Raw genomic sequence first — 715 nt, 5'->3', positions numbered from 1 at the left:
GTTTCTCTATTTGTACTTTGCAAAAGGCTTCGGATACGTACTCGTGAATCATCCACCAACACTTGTGCATCCAATTCGAAGAAGGAGCTATCCACTCCTAAATAGCCTTTGGCGTTTTTCTTTACATCATCGCTCAAGCCAGTTAATTCTGACTCCGCTAGAAATTCATCTACGCTGTCCCAACCATCGAAGGGACGCTTTTCTATCAGTTGAACCGCGTCGCTGCTGCTCAAGTTCGGTGAAAACATAGCGACTAAAATCGGCGCTTGTTCCACCTCTATCGTGTTGACGTTTAAACGCCAATCATCACTTGGGATCGCACATACCAAGGGCTCAATCTTTTGATAAATTTCACCACTCACTTGATATACCGCGCGCAGTTCAGTTTTGTCTGCTATCCAACCATTAGCCGCTAAATACGAAGGTTTCATCGATTCGTAGGTGCTGTCTTCCACGCCGGTGGTTGAACGTACTGTGCTGTCTGAATCAATGTATTCCCAAGTGGAATCGGCAATCACTTCCGCTTGATACGGCTCTACATCTGACTCTTCCAACAAACGCTGCAGCACTTGAACCAAATATGGTCGAGTGGTTTGTTGTCCGGTCGGCTGCACTCGACTTAACACATTGAGGTTAAAGCACGCTTGCTTATCCCAAATACGTCCTGCAGCTTGACCATAGTCCAATGGGTACACTTGTTCTTTAATCGCCCAAG

The 715-nt window shown here is 46.2% G+C and carries 1 protein-coding gene; it reads right to left on the bottom strand.

All coding sequences use genetic code 11. The features are described 5' to 3' along the window. Positions 1-715 (bottom strand): type II secretion system minor pseudopilin GspK (gene gspK / locus R7P74_RS26415; protein ID WP_318123620.1); only part of this gene is annotated, 715 nt, incomplete at both ends.

The sequence above is a fragment of the Vibrio sp. 2033 genome (genome assembly GCF_033339735.1).
This window is presented reverse-complemented; position numbering and strand designations above follow the sequence as displayed.